Source organism: Ramlibacter tataouinensis, from assembly GCF_001580455.1.
Classification (GTDB): domain Bacteria; phylum Pseudomonadota; class Gammaproteobacteria; order Burkholderiales; family Burkholderiaceae_C; genus Ramlibacter; species Ramlibacter tataouinensis_B.
This window is the reverse complement of the sequence record NZ_CP010951.1, coordinates 1,109,433-1,123,967: the sequence shown is the minus strand read 5'-3', so window position 1 is coordinate 1,123,967 and position 14,535 is coordinate 1,109,433. Positions and strand designations below refer to the sequence as shown.

Sequence of the window (14,535 nt, the reverse complement as noted above, 5' to 3'; positions counted from 1 at the left end):
CGAACTCGAGCCGTACAGGACGCCGCGATCAGCGGGCCAGCCAATCCGGCACCGGCAGGTTCTTCGAACGCAGGAACGCAGGGTTGTACAGCTTGGACTGGTAGCGCGCGCCGCCGTCGGCCAGGATGGTGACGATGGTGTGGCCCGGCCCGAGCTCGCCCGCCAGCCGGATCGCGGCCGCCACGTTGATGCCGCTGGAGCCGCCCAGGCACAGGCCCTCGTGCCGCAGCAGATCGAACAGCACCGGCAGCGCCTCCTCGTCGGCGATGCGGTAGGCGTTGTCGAACGCGACGCCTTCGAGGTTGCGGGTGATGCGGCTCTGGCCGATGCCCTCGGTGATCGAGCTGCCTTCGCTGCGCAACTCGCCGTGCTTGATGTACTCGTACATCGCGGCGCCCATGGGGTCGGCGGCGGCGATCACCACGTCGGGCTTCTGCTGTTTCAGGTACAGGCCGACGCCGGCGAGCGTGCCGCCGGTGCCGATCGAACAGGTGAAGCCGTCGATGCGTCCCGCGGTCTGGCGCCAGATTTCCGGGCCGGTCGAGCGGATGTGCCCTTCGCGGTTGGACAGGTTGTCCCACTGGTTCGCGTACAGCACGCCGTTGGGTTCGCGCGCTGCCAGTTCGGCCGCCAGGCGCTCGGCGACGTGCACATAGTTGTTCGGGTCGCTGTAGGGAACGGCGGGCACTTCGCGCAGCTCGGCGCCGAACAGGCGCAGCGCGTCCTTCTTTTCCTGGCTTTGTGTCTCCGGGATCACGACCACGGTGCGGTAGCCGCGCGCATTGCCCACGAGCGCCAGGCCGATGCCGGTGTTGCCGGCCGTGCCCTCGACGATCACGCCGCCAGGCCGCAATTGCCCGCGCGTTTCCGCATCGAGCACGATGTACAGCGCCGCGCGGTCCTTGACCGAGCCGCCGGGATTCATGAACTCGGCCTTGCCCAGGATGGTGCAACGCGTGGCTTCGGAAGCCCGGCGCAGCCGGATCAGCGGCGTGTTGCCCACCGCCTCGGTAAAGCCATCGCGCACATCCATGGCTTCACCATAAACCAGCGCCCATGGGCGCGGCGGCAAGAAACTACTGGCAGTGAGTTTTTGTGTGCGCCATTCGCCAATGTCCAGCACGGCGCCGGCACCGCGCTGCCTTGCCTTCTGCGCGGCCGTGTGCAGCGGCGTAGATTGGGGTTTGCCACAGGGAGACACGCATGGAACTGACTTCTTCCAGCATCGTCAATGGCCAGATCCAGAAGCCGCACGCCTGCCGCGGCAAAGGCGGCAGCGACCAGGCGCCGCAGCTCACCGTCCGCGGCCTGCCGCCCGAGGCGAAGTTCATCTCGATCGTCAGTGACGATCCGGATGCGATGAAGCCCGCGGGCCGGGTCTGGGTGCACTGGAACGTGTTCGATGTGCCGGCACAGGGCGAACTCGCCGTTGCCGCAGGCCAGGCGCTGGCCGGCGACGTGGGCAAGACCACGGGCGGCGGACGCGGCTACGAAGGCATGTGCCCGCCGGACGGCGTGCACACCTACCGCTTCGCCGTGTTCGCCTCGCGCGAGAAGCTCGGGGTCGACACCCAAGTCCCCTGGACCATCGGCGACTTCGAAGCTCGCTACGGCGGCCAGGTGCTGGCCAGGGCGCAGATCACCGGCAGGTTCTGAGGCGCTTGGAAGGCGGGTTTCGGCGCTGTTCTGTCAGACAACGCCGCGCGATGCATTGGCTGGGATTGGACCTTGGTCCAATGGCCGACTTTCAGTCAGACGGTCCAAGATGATCAGGCAAGACGTTTTAAAAGGCAGCAGGCGACGTCTGCTTTGAGTAGTCAACCTTGATCACTGAAAGGAAGCGCCATGAACCGCCATATCGTCGCGGCCATCGTCACCGCAGCCACGGTCATCCTCACCGCGGGCTGCTCTTCCATGACCTCCATGGGAGCGTCGGGAACGTCGTCATCGGTGCCGTCCATGGGCTCCGCTGAAAACGACGGCTTGTGCCGCAGTCTCCGTAGCTACCGGGATCGCGGCCTCACGCCGGAACTGCAGGAACAATGCGTCCGGCAATTGGGCCAGGAAAACTGCAGGAAGTGCCTGTCGGCACCTTGATCGGCAGATCGAGGTCCGGGCTGGCCGCCCGCGGGCAAGCGGGTGGCTGGCCAGCCACTCCGACGGCAGGGCGGCGTTGATTGGGGCCGGGGGCCATTTCAGCGCCTGACTGCCGAAGGGAAGTTCCATGAACCGCCACATGCTTGCGGCTATCGCCGCCGCGGCTACGGCCATCCTGACCGCAGGCTGCTCGACGTCTTCGACTTCGATGGGCGCATCGCCCTCGTCCGGTCCCAGCGACGACGGGATGTGCCAGGTCTTCCGCAGCTACGCCAGGGACCGTGGCATCACGCCCAACCTCCAGGAAGAGTGCGCGAGGCAACTCGGGGTCGATGGCTGCAGGAAGTGCCTGTCGATGCAGTAGCGGTTGAGTTGAAGCGGACGGCGCCCCTGGCCATGGTTGCCGGCGGCGTTACAAGTCTTGTTGGCATTCGCGCAATGACACACACAAGCTCAGCTTGACCGGTCAAGCTGCGCGTACCTCAGCGGCACACGCAGCTCATGCATGACACTGACAAGGAGTTCCCGGCCGCCCGGCGCGCAAGAGTTGCCCGCGTCCCGGGCAGGACGCTACGCCACCTGCGCCTGCGAGACCAGCAGGAAGCACTGGTGCGAGCAGTAGTCCACCAGCGCGTCGATTTCGGTGGACTTGTCGAACACCGCATCCACCCCCAATTGCGCACAGCGCTTGCGCACGCTGGCGTTGACGTAGTTGGAGAACACCACGATCTTTTGCCCCGGACGCGCGCGCTGGATGTGCTGGGCCAGGTGAATTCCGCTGCCTTGCTTCAGGAACAGGTCGACGATCACCAGGTCCCAGTGGTCCGGGTTCTTCTGCAGCCAGGCCAGCGCCTCGACCTCGGTCGCGCTGGTCCCCGCCACCCGGAGGCAAGTCAGCTCTTCGAGAGTGCCGATCAGGTTTTCTCGAATGGTTGCGTTGTCTTCGATGACAAAGGCTTGCAGATGCACAGGGATTTCGGGCAGAGTGGGCGCGTTTCGGCGCCATCATCGCGGTGTGGCTCTGCCGCCAGCCCCGGACGAGCACGCGACATGGAGTAGGACCATGCCTACCGACAGCCCCCAGAAATGAACTAGGACCAACTCGACAATGCGGATTGCTGATACGGACAAGCTCAAGCAGGCCGAAGGCCTGCTGCGGCTCATCGAGCAGGCGGCGTTTGCCGGGACATGGACGCTGGACCTGGGCGATGGCACCGTGCGCTGGTCGGACCAGCTCGCCGCGATCCATGAGGCGGCGCCGGGCTTCACCCCGAAGCCGGGCGAGGCATTCGGCCTGTATGCGCCGGAATGGCGCGACACCATCGTCGCCCTGGTGGACCACTGCGCGACCAACGGCGCGCCCTTCGACGAGGAGATGCAGATCGTCACCCTCAAGGGCCGGCGCGTGTGGGTGCGAACGCTCGCGCAGGCCGTCCTCGACGAATCGGGCGACATCGTTCGCGTCGAAGGCGCGCTGCAGGAGATCGCGCCGCAAGGACACAAGCCCGGCACGCTGATGCGCCATGCCATGGGCATGGCCGGCGGCGCCATGGGCACCGGCGAGGCCTTCGTCACCATCGACCGGCAGGGGCGCCTGACCTATGCCAACGAGCAGGCCGAGCGCCTGCTCGGGCGCTCCAGCACGGAACTTCTCGGGCGGCCGCTGTGGAACTACTTCCAGAAGACGGTGCGCCTGCGCCTGGAGGAACAAATCCGCCAGGGCCTGGCGAGCTCGCAGAAGGTCGAGGCCGAAGTGCTGGACGCGCAGCTTTCCAGCCGCATCGAGCTGCAAGGCTTTCCCTTCGGCGGCGGCCTGGCGGTGCACTTGCGCGATGTCACGGCACGCCACCGGTCGCAGGAACTGCTCCGGCTGCTCGAAAGCAGCATCGCCCGGCTGGACGACATCGTGGTCATCACCGAAGCCGGTCCTTTCAGCGAGCCTGGTCCGCGTATCGTTTTCGTGAACGAGGCCTTCGAGCGGCGCACCGGCTACTCGCCCGAGGAGGTGATGGGCCGCACGCCGCGCCTGCTCCAGGGCCCGGATACCCAGCGCGCCGAGCTCAACAAGATCCGCGCCGCGATGGAGCAGTGGCGGCCGGTGCGCGTGGACCTCATCAATTACAAGAAGAGCGGCGAGCCTTTCTGGGTCGACCTGGAGGTCTCGCCGGTGTGGGACGAGGCGCGCAAGCTGACCCACTGGGTCGCGGTCGGCCGCGACATCACCGAGCGCAAGACGGCCGAAGAGAAGATCCAGTACCTGGCCTTCTACGATCCGCTCACGCGCCTGCCCAATCGCCAGCTCCTGCTCGACCGGCTGCACGAGGCGCTGTCGGACACCGACCGGCCGCATGAAGGCGCCCTGATGTTCATCGACTTGGACAACTTCAAGGTGCTCAACGACACGCTGGGCCACCAGAAGGGCGACCAGCTGCTGCAGCAGGTGGCCGAGCGGCTTCGCTCCTGCGTTGCCCGTGGCGATACCGTCGCGCGCCTGGGCGGGGACGAGTTCGTGATCCTGCTGGAAAACAGCGGCCAGAAGCCGATGGAGCCGGCCGCCGGCGCCCGCACGGTGGCCGAGCGCGTGCTGCACCGGCTGGGCGAGCCCTACCAGCTGTCGGGCTACCAGCATCACTCGACCTGCAGCATCGGCGTGACCCTGTTCGGCCGCGCTCCCTGGTCGGTGAGCGAGCTGCTCAAGCAGGCCGACATGGCGATGTACCAGGCCAAGAGCGCGGGCCGCAACGCCGTGCGCTTCTTCGATCCCGAGATGCAGGCGACGGTCACGGCCAGCGCGGCGCTGGCCACCGACCTGCGCCAGGGCTGGCGCGAGGGCCAGTTCCTGGTCGACTACCAGCCGCAGGTCGGCGCCGACGGCCGCATGACCGGCGTGGAGGCACTGGTGCGCTGGCAGCATCCGCAGCGCGACCGGGTGCCGCCTGCGCACTTCATCTCCATCGCCGAGGAGACTTCGCTCATCGTCCCCATCGGCCGCTGGGTGCTGGAGCAGGCCTGCGCGCAGCTGGCGCAGTGGGCGAAGAACCCGGCGCGCGCGCACCTGACGATCGCCGTGAACGTCAGCGTGCGCCAGTTCCGAGATCCCGATTTCGTCGACGAGGTGATGACGGCGATCCGCGACTCCGGCATTTCGCCGCAAAAGCTGAAGCTGGAGCTGACAGAAAGCCTGCTGGCCGAGGAAATGGAAGCCACCGTGGCCAAGATGGCAGCCCTCAAGGACATGGGCGTGTACCTGTCGCTGGACGACTTCGGCATGGGCTATTCATCGCTGTCCTACCTGAAGCGCCTGCCGCTGGACCAACTCAAGATCGACCGCGAGTTCGTCAAGGACATCCTGACCGACGCAAACGACGCGGCCATCGCCCGCACCATCATTGGCCTGGCGCAAAGCCTGGGGCTGGGCGTGGTGGCCGAAGGCGTGGAGACGCAGGAGCAGCGCGCCTTCCTGGCCAAGCAAGGCTGCTACGAGTACCAGGGCTTCCTGTTCTGCAAGCCGCTTCCGATCGGTGAACTCGAGGAGTTCATGGACAGCATGGAGCCCTGAGTGGCCGCGCGGCCAGCGCGGAGCGGGTTAGTGCGGCGCGATCCCGAGCGGCGCGGTCGCCACGGCGCGCGGCATGCGCAGGACGATGTCGTCGCCCCCGCGCACCAGTTCCACGCCTTCCGCCTGCGCCAGGGCCTGCACATCCGCCCAGTCGAGCTGGCGGTAGCCGGACTCATAGGGCAGCGCGTCGAACTCATCCTGGCGCGGCGCGATGCCGACGGCGATCTCGGCCATGCCGGCCTTCACGCCGGCCTTCACCTTCACCTCGCAGGGGCCGCCGGCACCGTCCGTGACGGCGATCAGCGACGCGACCAGCAGGTGACGCAGCGCGACCCGGGACACCTCGAACGGCGTGTCGGCCAGCTCGCGTGAAATCACGAAGCCGCGGAAGTTGAAGTTGCTGGACACCAGCTTGAGGCACTCCTCGACGCCCTCGGCCAGGCGAACGCCTTGGTCCTCGCCGGGCTCCAGCCACTCGGCCACCTTCAGGCAGTTCGCGACCGCGTCGCGCGCCAGACGGTTGAGCTTGGCAATGTTGTCGTGGAACTCGGCCGGCTCGGGTGAGCCGCGATCGAGCCGCGCATTCATCACCTCAGCCATCATCGCGATGGCCTGCAGGTTCACGACCATGTCGTGCTTGAGCGCGGGCCCCAGGCGCCGCAGCACGCCATAGCGGGCAGCCTCGGCACTGGCGCGCGATCGCTTGGCCGAGACTGCGGCGGCCACGTCGCTGCCGCGCGATCCCGGCCCCGGACTGGAAGCCGCTATTGCCATGACACTCGGTATACCTAGGTGAGCAGGACATCGTGCCTGATGCACGCAAGGGCTGCCGTAGGACGAGGCGCATGCGTCTGTAGGAAAACACCTCGCCAGGAAGGCTACAGGCAGGGGCTATCCTCGCGGACATGAACAAGGCCTTCACCAAGGAGACCGACGGCGACGACGACGATGAAGCGTCGCTGCCGGAGATACCCGCGGGCACAAAAAACTACATCACCCCCCACGGCTACGCGCAGCTGCGCACGGAACTGCTGCAACTGATCGACGAGGAGCGGCCCAAGGTGGTCGAGGTGGTGCACTGGGCCGCCAGCAACGGCGACCGCTCGGAAAACGGCGACTACCTCTATGGCAAGAAGCGGCTGCGCGAGATCGACCGCCGCATCCGTTTCCTGACCAAGCGGCTGGAGATCGCGCAGGTGGCCGACCCGGCGGCGCACCACGGCAGCGACCAGGTCTTCTTCGGCGCCACGGTGACCTACGTCGACGAGGCCGGCGAGGAGCGCACCATTACCATCATGGGCATCGACGAAGCCGACCACGCCAGGGAACAGGTGAGCTGGATCTCGCCGATTGCGCGGGCGCTGCTGAAGGCGCGCACGGGCGACGTGGTCAAACTGGTGACGCCGGCCGGGCCGCACGAGATCGAGGTGCTGCGGGTGGAGTACCCGGCGCCGGCCTGAAGGCCGGGGCAGTGCACTAGCGGCTCGGCTTCACCCGCTGCACGCGCATCACCGAAGGCGTGCGCTTGAGCATGCGGATGGCCGCATCGAGGTGCGCCTTGTCGCGCACGGCCACCAGGAAGCGCAGGTCGGTCGCATCCTGCGCCTTTTCTTCGCCCATGTTCACGTGGGTGATGTCGGCTTCGGCGCTGGCGAGCGCCGCGGCGATCCGGGCCAGTACGCCCTTGCCGTTGGCCACGGTGACCAGCAGGCTGGTTTCGAAGGGCCGCACCGGTTCGTCGGCCCACTCGACGCTGATGAAGCGCTCGCTGTCCTTGTGCCGCAGGCGCTTGGCCACGGCGCAGTCCTCGCAGTGGACCACCAGGCCCTCGCCCCGCCCCAGGTAGCCGACGATCGGATCGCCGGGCACCGGGCGGCAGCAGCTGGCGAACTGCACCGAGGCGTTCTCGCTGCCGTCCAGCGTCACCTCGCCCTGCGACACGTTCTCGTGGGCGGTGTAGCGCTCGCGGGTGATCAGCAGGGCGTCGGGCTTGACGCCCTTTTCGGCCAGCATGGTCACCAGGCGCTTGGCCACAATGGTGGCGATGCGCTTGCCCAGGCCGATGTCGGTGAGCAGTTCCTCGCGCGTGCGGTTGCCCGTGAAGCGCAGCAGCTTTTCCCAGATGCCGTGGTTGCTTTCGTCGTCGGCAGGCAGGTGCTCCATGCCCTCGGAACGCAGCGCCTGTGTCAGCAGCTTCTCGCCGAGCTCCTGCGACTCCGCCTGGGCCAGCGACTTGAGGTGGTGCCGGATCTTGGAGCGGGCGCGGCCGGTGCGCACGAAGCCGAGCCAGGCCGGGTTGGGCGTCGACACCGGCGCGGTGACGACCTCGACCACGTCGCCGTTCTTCAGTTCGGTGCGCAGCGGCACCTGCACGCCATTGATCTTGGCCGCGACCGTGCGGTCGCCGATGTTGCTGTGGATCGCGTAGGCGAAGTCGACCACCGTGGCGCCGCGCGGCAGCGCCATGATCTGGCTCTTGGGCGTGAACACATAGACCGCGTCCGGGAACAGGTCGATCTTGACATGGTCCCAGAATTCGGCGGCATCGCGTGTCTCATGCTGGATGTCCAGCAGCGACTGCAGCCACTTGGTGCCCAACTGGTCGGCGACATCCTCGCCCGGGTTGCTCGCCTTGTACAGCCAGTGCGCGGCCACGCCCGATTCGGCGACGATGTGCATCGCCTCGGTGCGCATCTGGAACTCCACGTTCACGCCCGACGGTCCCACCAGCGTGGTGTGCAGCGACTGGTAGCCATTCATCTTGGGAATGGCGATGTGGTCCTTGAACTTGCCGGGCACCGGCTTGTACATCTGGTGCAACAGGCCCATGGCGGTGTAGCAGTCCAGTACCGAGGGCACGATGATGCGGAAGCCGTAGATGTCGGTCACCTGCGCGAAGCTCAGGTGCTTCTCGTCCATCTTGCGGTAGATGGAGTAGAGCGTCTTCTCGCGCCCGGCGATCTGCACCTGCATGCCGGCCTGCTCGAACGCCGCCTCCACCTCGCGCTGCACTTTCTGGATCAGGTCGCGGCGGCGGCTGCGGGCCTTGGACACGGCCTTGTTCAGGATCGCGTGGCGCCACGGCTGCAGGTGCCGGAAGGCGAGTTCCTGCAGCTCGCGGTAGGTCGAATTCAGGCCCAGCCGGTGCGCGATCGGCGCGTAGATGTCCAGCGTTTCGGAAGAGATGCGGCTCCACTTCTCGCGCGGCATGTCTTCCAGCGTGCGCATGTTGTGCGAGCGGTCGGCCAGCTTGACCAGGATGACCCGCACGTCGCGCGCCATCGCCAGCAGCATCTTGCGGAAGGACTCGGCCTGGTTCTCCTCGCGCGTGGTGAACTGCAGCTTGTCCAGCTTGGTGAGCCCGTCCACCAGTTCGGCCACCGGCGCGCCGAAGCGCTCGATCAGCTCGGGCTTGGTCACGCCGCAATCCTCGATCGCGTCGTGCAGCAGCGCCGCCATCAGGGCCTGAGCGTCCAGCTTCCATTCCGCGCACTGCGAGGCCACCGCGATGGGGTGGGTGATGTAGGGCTCGCCGCTGGCGCGGATCTGGCCGAGATGGGCCTCGTCGGCAAAACGGTAGGCGCGCCGCACCTGTTCGACGTCAGCGGCGTCGATGTAGTCCAGCCGGGCCGTGAGCGCGGCAAAGCTCGCCGCCGCCGCGTTGGCGGCAGCGGGGCTGGGCCGGGCATGGTTGGCGGGGCGCTTGCCCTTGCCCGGTGCGGATTCCAGGACCGCGCTCATGCCTCAAATGTAGCGCCCCGGGAAGAGTTCGCCGCTGCTGACCCAGGAAGTCCCCAATGGGGCAGGTGCGGCGTCAGAGCTGCGGCGTCCCTCCCAGGGCAGCCTTGATCGTGTCGAGCGCGGCCTGCTCGTCCTTGCTCACCAGCGTGCCGCCGATGCCGAGAAAGCCGCCTTCCTTCGAGGCTTCGGCGCTGGCTTGGGCGACTTGCAGGATCGTGCTCTTGTAGGCCTGCAACTCGGCCGGTGACTTCGCGGCCACTGCCGCAGCGCCGGCCTTGATGATGTCGATCAGCTTGTCCTTGGTGGGCGCGAGCGCCTTCACCTGGCTGGCCATGTCCGTGGTCAGGCCGCCGCCAAACGCCGCTGACAGCACCGACGCGGGATCCGCCTTGCCGGCGGCGTCGAGCAGCACCTTTCCGGCGGCCTGCACCTCCTTGACCGAGCCGACCGGGCCGGACAAGTCGGAGGTCGACACCATGAACAATGCCGCGGCCGGTCCGGCGGCCACATGCTTCCAGCTGTCGCCGTAGGACGCGATCGTCGCCGTCGCCTTGTCCCCCGATGCCACGGCCGACGACACGAGCGCCAGGGTCTCCTTGTTCGCCGGGTTGCTCGCGAAGGCGCTGCTCTCCTGGCCGAGCATCGATGCCAGTCCGCCGGCGTCCAGCTTCTTCGACTGCACCGCCTGGCTCACGAGGCCGAGCAGGGCGGGAGCGGCCATGCCCAGCAGCGGCGTCACATTGAAACCCAGCGAACGGGACAGTGCGCCGCCGATGGCGTTCACGCCGGGGCCGAGCAAGGCGGACGCGGGGCTGGCCTGGCCGCCTGCCGCGCCGCCGGTCAGTCCGCCCAGCAGTCCACCGAGGCTGCCGAGAAGACCCCCGGTGCCTTCGGGCAACAACTTCATCAGCGACTCGGCGCCGCCAGGCGCCGCAGCCTGCTTCGCCATGCCGGACATCAGCAGCGGGCCGACCACGCCCAAGCCCTTGGTGACCGCCGAGGGGTCGGCGCTCAAGGCCTTGCCGATGTCGTCGACGACGCCGGGGCCGAAGCTGTCGGATAGCGATTCGAGAATCGAGGGCATGGCAACTCCTTGCGGGAAATCAGAGGACCGCCAAGGTAGCCGTCCGCCCCGCGGAGCGCCAGTTGATGAATCAGCTCTTACAAACCGACATCGCAGCGCGACGTACTCGCCCGCCGCTCAACGCTTGTCGAGTTCGTGATGTGCACGCCGGCCGCGTGGCAAGCGCCAATAAAAAAGCACCGCGGCGGCGGTGCTTTTCTTCGGGAGATCCCGGAACCTGGCTCAGCCCGGAACCTTTTTCAGCATCTCCAGCCCGACCTTGCCGTCGGCGATCTCGCGCAGGGCGGTGACGCCGGGCTTGTTCTTGCTCTCGATCTTGGGCGCGTGGCCCTGGCTCAGCATGCGGGCGCGGTAGGTCGCGGCGAGCACGAGCTGGAAGCGGTTCGGGATCTTCTCGAGGCAGTCTTCAACGGTGATGCGGGCCATGGTTGTCTCCGAAGATCAGGTGATGTTGAGGGCCTTGAAGGTGTCGGCGCGGGCGCGGCGCTGCGCCGGGAACTTCAGCCGCTGGGCGTGCACGATCGCTTTCAGGTCGAAAAGCGCTCGCTCGAATAACTCGTTGATTATAACGAAATCGAATTCCCGGGCCTGGGACATCTCTTCGGCGGCATTGCGCAGCCGCAGTTCGATCACTTCGGGCGCATCCTCGCCGCGCCGCTCCAGGCGCGAGCGCAACTCTTCCCAGCTGGGAGGCAGGATGAAGATCAGCACGGCGTTGGCGAAAACACGCCGGACCTGCAGGGCGCCCTGGAAGTCGATCTCGAGGATCACGTCGGCCCCCTGGGCGATCCGCTCCTCGATCATCTTCTTGGAGGTGCCGTAGCGGTGGCCGTGCACATGCGCCCACTCGACGAAGCCGTCGGCCTGCACCATGGCGTCGAACTCCTGCGGCGACACGAAGAAGTACTCGCGCCCGTGCTTTTCCTGGCCGCGTGGGGCCCGCGTGGTGTGCGATACCGAGGGCTGCACCCGCGAATCGAGCTCCAGCAGCGCCTTTACCAGGCTCGACTTGCCCGCGCCGCTGGGGGCGGCGACCACGAACAGGTTACCGGGGTAGTCCATCCGTGGATGTTATCAGCGGCCATTCACCTCTGCCTTTAGTGGGCCATAGCGCCTTTTGGCAGGCGATAACCTTTGTTTAGTGGGCCATCAGGACCGGGATCGTCATCGAGCGCAGCACGGTGCGCGAAGCGCCCCCCAGCACCCATTCGCGCGCCCGGCTGTGGCCGTAACAGCCCATCACCAGCAGGTCGGCGCCGAGGTCGAAGGCGCGCGACAGCAGCAGCTCGCCGATGAAGTCGGGCTCGGCCGGTTCGCGATGCCACTGCGGCTGGATGCCGCGCTCGTGCAGGTAGCCATCCAGGTTCAGGTGCGAGCCGCGGACGCCGTCGTCCTCCTGCGGGCCCCAGCTCATCACGTGGACCTCGCGGGCGCGCTGCAGCAGCGGCACGGCCGCGGCCAGCGCGCGGGCCGCTTCGCGGGCCGGCTTCCAGGCGATTGCGATCGTCTCGCCGACGGCCTGCGGCGTTTCGGCATGGGGCACCACCAGCGCCGGCTTGCCGCTGGCATTCAACACGCTTTCGACCAGCCCCCGCGTGTCCGGCAGTTTGGGGTCGGGCTGGCCCAGCACCAGCAGGTCGGCATAGAAGGCCTGCGCGGCCAGGGCGGCAGCGACAGGGTAGGCCGTCGCCTCGGCCCAGTGGGCGCGCACGCCGGGCGATTCGTCCAGGGCCAGCTCGAAACCGGCGCGGGCACGCTGCTGGCGCTGGCAGTCGATGTCGCGCAAGGCGGCGACCGCGGCCGCGCCGGCCTCGGCGGCGAAGGGCACGTCCATCAGGGTGGGGGTTACCGCGTACAGCGCCGTGACCAGCCCGCCCTGGGCCGCGGCGAGGCGGCGCGCGACGTCCAGGCGCTTGAGCGCGGCCGGCGAATCGTCGAAATGAACCAGCAACTGCTTGAGGGGGGAGCTCATGGCGGCCTCCAGGGATCGGGCGACGATGGCCTCACCTTACTCCCTCGGCCGGGGCACGGGTGTTGACCCGCGGCAAAAACAGTGCGCTCGTTCGCGCTACTCGACGTTCTGGACCTGCTCGCGCATCTGCTCGATCAGGACCTTCATGTCCACCGAGATGCGGGTGAGCTCCAGCGCCGCCGATTTCGAGCCCAGCGTGTTGGCCTCGCGGTGCAGTTCCTGGATCAGGAAATCGAGCCGCTTGCCGATTTCGCCGCCTTTGCCGACCAGGCGCTCGATCTCGTCGATGTGCGATGCCAGCCGGGTCAGTTCCTCGGCCACGTCGATGCGGATGGCGAAGGCCGTGGCCTCGGAAAGCGCCCGGTCCTGGGCCGCCTCCGGGATGGCCGCGCCTTCGGCCAGCGCCATGGCTTCCTTCCAGCGTTCCAGGAAGCGCGCGCGCTGCTGTTCGACCAGTTGCGGCACCATGGGCCGGGCCTGGCGCGCGAGCTCGCGCAATTGCGCCAGGTGCCCAAGCAGCATGGCCGCCAGGCGCGCGCCTTCGCGCTCGCGCGCTGCCGTGAGCTCACCCAGGGTGGCGCCGGCCAGTTGTAACAGCGCCTCGCCCCAGTCGACGCCGTTGCCGCCGTCGGTGGTGGACATACGCAACACGTCGGCCACCGAAAGGGCCTTGGCCTCGGGCAGCCAGGCGCGCACCGTGTCCTGCAGGCTCGAAAGCCGCTGCAGCAGGCGCGCCGAGGGCTCGCGCACGGCCTCGCCTGTTGCGGATTCGACACCGGCGCGCACTTCCACCTTTCCGCGCTTCAGGCGCGCGGCGATCATTTCCCGCAGCTGCGGCTCAAAGGGGCGCAGTTCTTCGGACAGGCGGAATGTGAGATCCAGGAAGCGGCTGTTGACGGAGCGGATCTCCAGCCCGAGGCGACTCGTGGCGGGCGGCGCGGCACTGTGCTGCGCGCTCGCATAGCCGGTCATGCTGTAAACTGGCATCGAGGTTCCTAGGGGGTCGGGGTGGTACCGGGATTGCGAGCATTACCGGGTTGCAGCAGTTGACCCTACATTCCTGAATATGTCAAAGGTCAAACCAGCGCCGCTGCCGCCCGATACCGTGATCGGCGGTTATCGCGTGGTTCGCAAGCTTTCGGCGGGCGGATTCGGCGTGGTTTACCTGGCGGTGGACAACGAGGGCCAGCAGGTGGCCGTCAAGGAATACCTGCCCGCGTCGCTCGCCACGCGCGCCCCCGGCGAACTGCTGCCGCAGGTGCAGCCGGAAAAACTCTCCCTGTACCGCCTCGGTCTCAAGAGCTTCTTCGAGGAAGGCCGCTCGCTGGCGCAGATCTCGCACGCCTCGGTGGTGAGCGTGCTCAATTTCTTCCGCGAGAACGAAACCGTCTATATGGTGATGAACTACCTGGAGGGCGCGACCCTGCAGGACTTCATCATCACCGCGCGCGAACTGAAAAAGCAGAAGGTCTTCCGCGAATCGACCATCCGCTCGCTGTTCGACGAGATCCTGCGCGGCCTGCGCATCGTGCACCAGCACAAGATGCTGCATCTGGACATCAAGCCTGCCAACATTTTCATCACCGACGACAACAAGGCGGTGATGATCGATTTCGGGGCCGCGCGCGAAGTGCTGTCCAAGGAAGGCAACTTCATCCGCCCGATGTACACGCCGGGGTTCGCCGCGCCGGAGATGTACCGGCGCGACTCGTCCATGGGGCCGTGGACCGACATCTACGCCATCGGCGCGTGCATCTACGCCTGCATGCAGGGCTATCCGCCGAACGATGCGCCGCAGCGGCTCGAGAAGGACCGGCTGGCGCTGGCGCTGTCGCGGCTGCGCGGGGTGTACTCGGACAACCTGATCGAGGTGGTCGAGTGGTGCATGTCGCTCGACCCGCTCTCGCGCCCGCAATCGGTGTTCGCGCTCCAGAAGGAGTTGAGCCGCGAAGGCGAGCGCCGCTACACCAAGCTCTCCGTGGGCGAGAAGATGCGCCTGCAGTTCGACAACATGGTCTCGGACACCAAGAAGACCGTGAAGCGTGTCGCCGCCACCGGCTTCGGCGGCAGGGCCAAATGAGG

The 14,535-nt window shown here is 67.3% G+C and carries 15 protein-coding genes; 6 read left to right on the top strand and 9 right to left on the bottom strand.

Translation table 11 applies throughout. The annotated features are described in order from the left end of the window. Positions 1-28: 28 nt before the first annotated feature. Positions 29-1,033, bottom strand: coding sequence for a cysteine synthase A (locus tag UC35_RS05455; protein ID WP_061496951.1), 1,005 nt, complete (start codon positions 1,031-1,033; stop codon positions 29-31). 170 nt (positions 1,034-1,203) lie between these two features. Here UC35_RS05455 and UC35_RS05450 point away from each other — a divergent pair, with 170 nt between their 5' ends. From UC35_RS05450 to UC35_RS05445, 3 genes are all read left to right on the top strand, one after another. Further along, positions 1,204-1,656, top strand: a complete 453-nt coding sequence (locus UC35_RS05450) for a YbhB/YbcL family Raf kinase inhibitor-like protein (RefSeq protein ID WP_061496948.1) — start codon at positions 1,204-1,206, stop codon at positions 1,654-1,656. 189 nt (positions 1,657-1,845) lie between these two features. Beyond that, on the top strand, positions 1,846-2,097 hold the full coding sequence (locus UC35_RS23430; protein ID WP_145979342.1) for a hypothetical protein: 252 nt from the start codon (positions 1,846-1,848) through the stop codon (positions 2,095-2,097). A 127-nt stretch (positions 2,098-2,224) separates the two neighbouring features. Further along, positions 2,225-2,461 carry a hypothetical protein gene (locus UC35_RS05445; RefSeq protein WP_061496947.1) on the top strand — a complete coding sequence of 79 codons (237 nt, stop codon included), beginning with the start codon at positions 2,225-2,227 and terminating at the stop codon, positions 2,459-2,461. Positions 2,462-2,667: 206 nt separating this feature from the next. On the opposite strand, the gene UC35_RS05440 is transcribed toward UC35_RS05445, so the two are convergent. Beyond that, positions 2,668-3,066: a response regulator gene (locus UC35_RS05440; protein ID WP_061496945.1), complete on the bottom strand. Its 399-nt coding sequence runs from the start codon at positions 3,064-3,066 to the stop codon at positions 2,668-2,670. 139 nt (positions 3,067-3,205) lie between these two features. Between UC35_RS05440 and UC35_RS05435 the strand changes: the two genes are divergently transcribed. Next, positions 3,206-5,656 (top strand): bifunctional diguanylate cyclase/phosphodiesterase, encoded by a 2,451-nt coding sequence (locus UC35_RS05435; RefSeq protein WP_061496943.1) that lies wholly within the window; start codon positions 3,206-3,208, stop codon positions 5,654-5,656. A gap of 27 nt (positions 5,657-5,683) precedes the next feature. Here the strand turns inward: UC35_RS05435 and UC35_RS05430 are convergent, their stop codons facing one another. Further along, positions 5,684-6,430 carry a hypothetical protein gene (locus UC35_RS05430; RefSeq protein WP_145979340.1) on the bottom strand — a complete coding sequence of 249 codons (747 nt, stop codon included), beginning with the start codon at positions 6,428-6,430 and terminating at the stop codon, positions 5,684-5,686. Positions 6,431-6,561: 131 nt separating this feature from the next. On the opposite strand from UC35_RS05430, the gene greB reads away from it, so the two are divergent. Continuing rightward, positions 6,562-7,116, top strand: coding sequence for a transcription elongation factor GreB (gene greB / locus UC35_RS05425; protein WP_061496939.1), 555 nt, complete (start codon positions 6,562-6,564; stop codon positions 7,114-7,116). Between the two features lie 16 nt (positions 7,117-7,132). Here the strand turns inward: greB and UC35_RS05420 are convergent, their stop codons facing one another. The 6 genes from UC35_RS05420 to UC35_RS05395 form a co-directional block, all read right to left on the bottom strand. Then, a complete protein-coding gene (locus UC35_RS05420) occupies positions 7,133-9,397 on the bottom strand; it encodes a RelA/SpoT family protein (RefSeq protein ID WP_061496937.1) in 2,265 nt (754 codons plus the stop codon). A 73-nt stretch (positions 9,398-9,470) separates the two neighbouring features. Beyond that, the gene (locus UC35_RS05415; RefSeq protein ID WP_061496935.1) at positions 9,471-10,481 is read right to left on the bottom strand and encodes a DUF937 domain-containing protein; all 1,011 of its coding nucleotides are present in this window, start codon (positions 10,479-10,481) and stop codon (positions 9,471-9,473) included. Between the two features lie 222 nt (positions 10,482-10,703). After that, positions 10,704-10,907 carry a DNA-directed RNA polymerase subunit omega gene (gene rpoZ / locus UC35_RS05410; protein ID WP_061496933.1) on the bottom strand — a complete coding sequence of 68 codons (204 nt, stop codon included), beginning with the start codon at positions 10,905-10,907 and terminating at the stop codon, positions 10,704-10,706. A 15-nt stretch (positions 10,908-10,922) separates the two neighbouring features. Beyond that, positions 10,923-11,543 carry a guanylate kinase gene (gene gmk, locus UC35_RS05405; protein WP_061496930.1) on the bottom strand — a complete coding sequence of 207 codons (621 nt, stop codon included), beginning with the start codon at positions 11,541-11,543 and terminating at the stop codon, positions 10,923-10,925. A gap of 76 nt (positions 11,544-11,619) precedes the next feature. After that, positions 11,620-12,453, bottom strand: coding sequence for a universal stress protein (locus tag UC35_RS05400; protein ID WP_061496928.1), 834 nt, complete (start codon positions 12,451-12,453; stop codon positions 11,620-11,622). 96 nt (positions 12,454-12,549) lie between these two features. Continuing rightward, positions 12,550-13,440: a YicC/YloC family endoribonuclease gene (locus UC35_RS05395; RefSeq protein ID WP_082792688.1), complete on the bottom strand. Its 891-nt coding sequence runs from the start codon at positions 13,438-13,440 to the stop codon at positions 12,550-12,552. Between the two features lie 79 nt (positions 13,441-13,519). Here UC35_RS05395 and UC35_RS05390 point away from each other — a divergent pair, with 79 nt between their 5' ends. Next, entirely contained in the window at positions 13,520-14,533 is a 1,014-nt protein-coding gene (locus tag UC35_RS05390) for a serine/threonine protein kinase (RefSeq protein WP_061496924.1), read from the top strand. Positions 14,534-14,535 lie beyond the last annotated feature (2 nt).